This is a genomic window from Candidatus Zixiibacteriota bacterium, assembly GCA_014728145.1.
Classification (GTDB): domain Bacteria; phylum Zixibacteria; class MSB-5A5; order JAABVY01; family JAABVY01; genus WJMC01.
Genome location: WJMC01000138.1, coordinates 34,176 through 41,305 on the forward strand (window position 1 = coordinate 34,176; position 7,130 = coordinate 41,305).

Consider the following 7,130-nt stretch of genomic DNA (forward strand, 5'->3'; position numbering starts at 1 on the left):
GCAAGAATGGAGACATTAACAGAGCTGATACAGAATTCGGGGCTGGCCAATCTCGACTGGGGCAACCTGGTAATGTTCGTGATTGCCGGGGTTTTGATCTATCTGGCGATCACGAAGAACTATGAACCACTTCTATTGATTCCGATCGGTTTCGGAACGATCCTGGCAAACCTGCCTTTAGCCGAGATGGGGGCCTATGACAATGGAATAATCGCGCTGATATACAAATCAGGAATCAAGACCGAGCTTCTCCCCCCGATCATCTTCCTGGGGGTAGGTGTGCTGACCGATTTTCGCCCGCTTCTGGGACGTCCGATCACCTTTATGCTGGGGGCCGCCGCACAGCTGGGTATCTTCGTGGCCGCGCTCGGGGCGGCTTACCTTTTGGGCTTCACTTACAAAGAAGCCGCCGCGATAGGTATAATCGGTGGTGCTGATGGCCCGACATCGATCTTTTTGGCCTCACAGCTGGCACCTCACCTGCTGGGACCGATCGCCGTGGCGGCCTACAGCTACATGTCGCTGGTACCGATAATCCAGCCCCCGATAATCAGGATGTTCACCAGTAAAAAGGAACGCGAGATCGATATGCCACAGGCCCGTCCGGTTTCCAAAACCGCGGTAATCCTGTTCCCGATCGTGACCGGAATCATCGCTTCACTGGCAATCCCTTCGGCCGCTCCACTGATCGGGCTTCTGATGTTCGGCAACCTGCTCCGTGAATGCGGTGTGACCGAACGCCTGCGCAAAACCGCGGGAGGCGCATTAATCGATATCGTCACGCTCTTTCTGGGTCTGGCTGTCGGCGCAACTATGGCCGCGGAACACTTCTTGACCTGGCAGACGATCATGATCCTGGTGCTGGGCGCGTTCGCATTTGCCTTCAGTACGGCTGGTGGTTTGGTTTTCGCTAAAATCATTAACCTGTTCTTACCCGGTACCAAAAAGATCAACCCCTGTATCGGCGCCGCCGGTGTTTCGGCTGTACCGATGGCCGCCCGGGTGGTCCAGAAATTTGTCTCGGATCAGACTAACGGCAGGGTCAATCCGCTGATGCCCGCCATGGGACCCAATGTGGCCGGTGTAATCGGGTCTGCAGTTGCGGCTGGAATCTTTTTGAGCCTGCTGACATAATCAGAATACAATTTGTTAAAAGGCCCGCTTTGGCGGGTCTTTTTTTTGATCCCCAGCATCAAACCAATCCGTCCTGAGAGCAGTAAAATTAAGGGCTCAAGCCGATTATAAGTGTCGCAATAAAATTTCCAAATAGCTTGACAAAGATAATGACAGGTCTTTTATTGCCAGATCAATTTATGACATATTTCACTCTTTTTAGGAGATGAGAAAGTGATTAAGAAAGAGGAAGCGTTAGATTATCACTCTAAAGGTCGTAAGGGAAAAATCGAAGTAGTCCCGACCAAGCCGACCGCGACACAGCGTGATTTATCTATGGCTTACACCCCCGGTGTGGCGGAACCCTGCCGCAAAATCGCAGAGAATCCCGACGATGTCTATGAATATACCGCCAAGGGCAACCTGGTGGCGGTGGTCTCCAACGGTACCGCCGTTCTGGGTCTGGGTAATATCGGCCCGGCCGCAGGCAAACCGGTTATGGAAGGCAAAGGGGTGTTGTTTAAACGTTTTGCTGATGTCGATGTTTATGACATCGAGGTCGACAGCCAGGATCCCAAGGAAGTCATCAAGGTCTGCAAACTTCTGGAACCCACTTTCGGCGGAATCAATCTCGAGGATATAAAAGCTCCCGAATGTTTTGAAATCGAAGAGACCCTGATCGAGGAACTGGATATTCCGGTTTTCCATGATGATCAGCATGGTACCGCGATCATCTCCGGCGCGGCTCTTATCAACGCGCTCGAGCTGGTCAAAAAGGATATCAGCGAAGTCCGCGCGGTCTTCTGTGGCGCCGGTGCGGCCGGTGTAGCCTGCGCTAACCTGTATATCGCCCTGGGTGTCAATCCAGACAATATCCTGATGACTGACTCCAAGGGCGTGATCTACAGGGGTCGTACCGATGGAATGAACAAATACAAAGAACAGTTCGCGCGTGAGACCCAGAGGCGTACGCTCGATGATGCTATGGAAGATGCCGATATCTTTGTCGGTGTTGCCGTCAAGGATATGGTCACCAAGAGCATGGTCAAATCGATGGCCAAAAACCCGATCATCTTCGCCATGGCAAATCCCGATCCGGAGATTCTTCCGGAGGACGCTTTCGACGCCCGCAAAGATATCATCATGGCCACCGGACGTTCCGATTATCCCAACCAGGTGAACAACGTGCTCGGCTTCCCATTTATCTTCCGCGGTGCCCTTGATGTCCATGCCCGCGCGATCAATATGGAGATGAAGCTGGCGGCGGCTTATGCACTGGCGAACCTGGCCAAGACCGAAGTTCCGGATGCGGTCGCCCGTGCCTACGGCGGGGTGCATTTCCACTTCGGTCCGGAATATATAATCCCTAAACCGTTCGACCCCCGCATCCTCGTCTGGGAAGCTTCGGCTGTGGCCAAGGCCGCCATGGATACCGGTGTGGCCAGAAAACATATCGATATTGAGGAATACAAGACCCAGCTCGAAGACCGCCTCGGTATCGGTCATCAGCTCTCACGCCGGATTATCAACAAGGCACGCATCAAACCGAAACGAATCGTCTTCCCCGAAGGTGCTAATGAAAAGATCCTGCGCGCCGCTCGCCAGATAGTCGATGAAAGAATCGCTTCACCTGTCTTGATTGGTCGCGAAGAATCAATTCAGGATACGGCTAAAGAACTCGAGATACCCATGAATGGGATCGAAATCGTCAACCATTTGAAAACCGACGACCGAGTTCGATATGCCAAGGGTTATTTTGAAAAACGTCAGCGCAAAGGCGTTACTTTTGATGATGCTATTATCGCAATGAAAAATCCGATCTCTTATGGAGCTATGATGGTTGCTATGGGTGAAGCGGATGCTATGCTCTCCGGTGTCCGTCAGCATTACCCGGATACGATCCGTCCCGCCCTGCAGATAATCGAAAAGAAAGAGCACTATTCCACTGTCTGCGGTATTTTCATGCTGATAATCAAGGGCAAACCGTATTTCGTGGCCGACACAACGGTCAACCTCGATCCCACTCCGGAACAGCTCGTTGACATTACCGTGATGACTGCCAAGCTGGCGCGCCGATTCAATGTCGAACCGAAGGTCGCGCTTCTGACCTACTCCAATTTTGGGTCGGTTCGCAATGCCGCCACTGCTAAAGTCAGGCATGCGGTCGAGCTTCTGCAACAGAATCATCCCGAGATCACCGTCGATGGCGAGATGCAGGCTGACACCGCGCTTCATGCGCCAATCGCCGAGGCTGATTTCACGTTCTCTTCGATCCAGGGTGATGCCAACTGCCTGATCTTCCCCAACCTTGAATCTGGCAACTCAGCCTATAAACTGCTTCAGCGCCTGGCCGGAGCCGAGGTCTTCGGACCGTTTTTGTCCGGACTCAAAAAACCGGTACATGTGCTTCATCGCGCTCAGGATGTGCAGGATATCGTCAATATGGCCGCGATCGCTGTCCTTGAGGCTGCCTCGAACTGATCGCACACTTTGATTTATATAGACAAGACGGCGGATGCTTCGGTGTCCGCCGTTTTTTGTTCACTTGAAACAACTGCCTGGTTTTGCGTCGCCTCCCTGACTTTAGTCGGGGAGGTGTGACCTGACGCTTTAAACCTGCTCATCTCCTTATCCTGGAAACAATTCCTTGTTATACCTGTATTATTTATTATATTTCCAGATTCGCGAAAGGAGACGATGTGGCGGACAATAAAGATATCGAAACGATCGAGAAGCTCAAAGGCGCGCGAGACACCATAAAATCTGAAATCGGCAAGATCATAGTCGGACAGGAGAAAGTCATCGATGAACTCCTGATCGCGATTTTATCGAACGGCCATGTACTCTTGATCGGAGTCCCCGGCCTGGCAAAAACCCTACTGGTTTCGACTCTGGCACAGGTTTTGGATCTCAAATTTTCACGGATACAATTCACTCCTGACCTGATGCCTTCGGATATTACCGGCACAGAAATCCTTCAGGAGGATCGTGCCACCGGAGCGCGCGAGTTCCGTTTCGTCAAGGGTCCGGTTTTCGCCAATATCGTCCTGGCCGACGAGATCAACCGTACTCCGCCTAAAACTCAGGCAGCGCTGCTACAGGCGATGCAGGAACATGAGGTCACCGCCGCCGGGCAGACCTTCAAACTGGAGGAACCGTTTTTTGTCCTGGCGACACAGAATCCGATCGAACAGGAAGGCACATATCCCCTTCCGGAGGCACAACTCGACCGATTCATGTTCAATATATTGATCGACTATCCAACTTATGATGAGGAAAACGAAATCGTCCGCTCGACTACATCCTGGCGCGATCTCAAGCTCGAGACCGTGATCAAAGGCTCGGATATTTCCGCCCTGCAGGATTTGGTGAGACGGGTACCGGTTTCCGATCATGTCATCGACTATGCTGTTCGGCTGGTACGCGCCACCCGGCAAAGCGATGATTCCGGGCTCGACTATGTCAAAAACTGGGTCAGCTGGGGTGCCGGACCGCGTGCTTCGCAGTACCTGATCATGGGCGCCAAGACCCGGGCGATTCTGGATAATCGTCCCACTCCATCAGTCGAAGATGTCCGCATGGTGGCCAAACCGGTGCTTCGTCATCGTATTGTGACATCTTTCAATGCCGAAGCTGACGGGGTCACCGCTGAACATATCGTCGAACGCCTGATGGATGATGTCAAAGAGAAATCCTGATTCCTCCCCGAGATAGTATGCCTGACAAAGATAAAGATTACAGAAGGTTTCTGAAGCCGGAGGTTGTCTCGCGGCTGAAGACTATGGAACTTAAGGCGCGCATGGTCGTGGAAGGTTTCATGACCGGACTGCATAAGTCGCCCTACCATGGTTTCTCGGTTGAATTCGCCGAACATCGCCAGTATATGCACGGCGACAATATCCGCTATATCGACTGGAAAGTGTACGGCAAGTCCGACCGTTTCTATGTCAAGGAGTTCGAGGAAGAGACCAACCTCAAAGCTTATCTGCTAGTCGACACTTCAGCTTCGATGGGCTACACCTCCGACCAGAAAAAGTACCTGCCCAAACTGGAGTACTGCTCCTATCTGGCGGCGGCATTTTCTTTTCTGATGCTCAAACAGCGTGATTCAGTCGGAGTGGTTGGCTTCGATGACAAGATACATACATATATTCCGCCGCGATCGTCATCATCGCACATTCATATTCTCCTGAAGGAACTGGACAAACTAAGAGCATCGGAAAAAACCGATATCGCCCATACACTTCACCAGATGGCTGAACGAATCAAACGTCGTGGTTTGATCATCATTATGTCCGATCTTCTGGATGATCCGGCGAAGATTATGGCCGGACTCAAGCATTTCCGCCACCGCAACCATGAAGTGATAGTCCTGCATACACTCGATCCATTCGAACGTGATTTCTCATTCCCGCAGGAAGCGATCTTTGAGGATATGGAAACCGGCGAGGAGATCACTACTCTCCCCTGGCAGATCAGGAAAGCCTATAAGAAAGAGCTTGACCGGGTTTTCGATAATTTCGCGCGGGAATGCCGGATGTCGAATATCGATTATCACCTGATCGACACTTCGCTGGACTATGACTACTCGCTGTTCGCTTACCTGAACAAACGGAGCAGGTTGTACTGATGGCTGAGGGCAAGGAATTTCGCTATCCGCTGATCGGGGCGCATATGTCGATTGCCGGCGGTGTGTCCAATGCTTTCGATCATGGTGAGAAAGTCGATTGTGCCGCGCTCCAGATCTTCACAAAATCCAGCAATCAATGGAAATCGAAACCGCTTACAGATGATGAAATCGAACGCTTTCATCGACGCCAAAAAGAAACCGGAATATATCCGGTCATCGCGCATACCGCTTACCTGATAAATATCGCCTCGCCCAAAGAGGCGATCTATAAAAAATCGATAACTGCCTTAATCGATGAGATCGAACGCTGCCACCTGTTGGGAATTGATGATCTTGTGCTTCATCCCGGTTCATACCTGGATACAACTGAAGAAGAAGGTATCCGCAAGATCATAGAGACATTGAATCAGATCAACGACAGCACCCATGCGACAGGTGTGCGGATTTCTCTGGAGACCACTGCCGGTCAGGGTACCAACCTGGGCTATAAATTTGAGCAGATTGCCGAAATGATTGAAGGTGTCGAGAATAAGGAGAGAGTCTCGGTCTGTATAGACACCTGCCATATCTTTGCCGCCGGCTACGATATCCGCGATCGGGAAAGCTATCAGAAAACCATGCAGGAATTCGACGCTACAATCGGATTGAAGTACCTCAAAGCTATTCACATGAATGATTCGAAGATGGAGTTTGCAAAAAAACGCGATCGCCACGCCCATCTCGGTCAGGGCAATATCGGGGCTGATGCTTTCAGGTTTATCATGCAGGACGACCGTCTCAAGGATGTTCCCAAGCTTTTGGAGACTCCCAAGGAGGAGGATGGCAAATCGATGGATGAGGTAAATCTTAATCTGCTCAGGAAATTTTATGAAAAGAATGAAAGCAGGGTCTGATAGATGAAAATCGGAATTATAGGTCTGCCGCAGTCGGGCAAAAGCACAGTCTTCAAAGCAGTCTGCCCGCATCACCAGGAATCCCATATCGGCGCAGCCAAGATGGAGGTTCGGCGAGGCATCGTTAAAGTTCCCGATGAACGTCTGTGGGAACTGGAAAAGATATATCAACCGGAAAAAGTAACTCAGGCAGAAATAGAATTTATGGATGTGGCCGGTGTCAGCGGTAAATCCGACCGCGCCAGTCGTTCGGAAAAAGATATCCCGCCCGCGCTCAGGGAACCGGAGGTTTTGGCCCATGTCGTCCGGTATTTCAAAGACGAGATCGTAATGCATCCGGATGGTTCGGTCGACCCGGCCCGCGATATCGAGAACGTCGAATCAGAATTGATTTTCTCTGATCTTTTGACAACTGAATCACGGCTGGAGAGAATTGAACGGCAGGCTCGACTGGCCAACGATGAAAAAGCCAAACGGGAAGTCGCGGTACTGCA

General features: G+C 51.3%; 6 protein-coding genes. All 6 read left to right on the top strand.

What is annotated here, in order from left to right:
* Positions 1 to 6: 6 nt before the first annotated feature.
* Complete coding sequence (locus tag GF404_08095) at positions 7 to 1,134, top strand: sodium ion-translocating decarboxylase subunit beta (GenBank protein ID MBD3382143.1); 1,128 nt, start codon at positions 7 to 9, stop codon at positions 1,132 to 1,134.
* A 213-nt stretch (positions 1,135 to 1,347) separates the two neighbouring features.
* Positions 1,348 to 3,594 carry an NADP-dependent malic enzyme gene (locus GF404_08100; GenBank protein MBD3382144.1) on the top strand — a complete coding sequence of 749 codons (2,247 nt, stop codon included), beginning with the start codon at positions 1,348 to 1,350 and terminating at the stop codon, positions 3,592 to 3,594.
* A 218-nt stretch (positions 3,595 to 3,812) separates the two neighbouring features.
* Positions 3,813 to 4,811 carry an AAA domain-containing protein gene (locus GF404_08105; protein ID MBD3382145.1) on the top strand — a complete coding sequence of 333 codons (999 nt, stop codon included), beginning with the start codon at positions 3,813 to 3,815 and terminating at the stop codon, positions 4,809 to 4,811.
* 17 nt (positions 4,812 to 4,828) lie between these two features.
* On the top strand, positions 4,829 to 5,743 hold the full coding sequence (locus tag GF404_08110; protein ID MBD3382146.1) for a DUF58 domain-containing protein: 915 nt from the start codon (positions 4,829 to 4,831) through the stop codon (positions 5,741 to 5,743).
* Positions 5,743 to 6,636 (top strand): deoxyribonuclease IV, encoded by an 894-nt coding sequence (locus GF404_08115; protein ID MBD3382147.1) that lies wholly within the window; start codon positions 5,743 to 5,745, stop codon positions 6,634 to 6,636. The genes GF404_08110 and GF404_08115 overlap by 1 nt, the downstream gene beginning before the upstream one ends.
* A 3-nt stretch (positions 6,637 to 6,639) precedes the next feature.
* A partial coding sequence (locus GF404_08120; protein MBD3382148.1) for a redox-regulated ATPase YchF occupies positions 6,640 to 7,130 on the top strand: 491 nt, incomplete at its 3' end.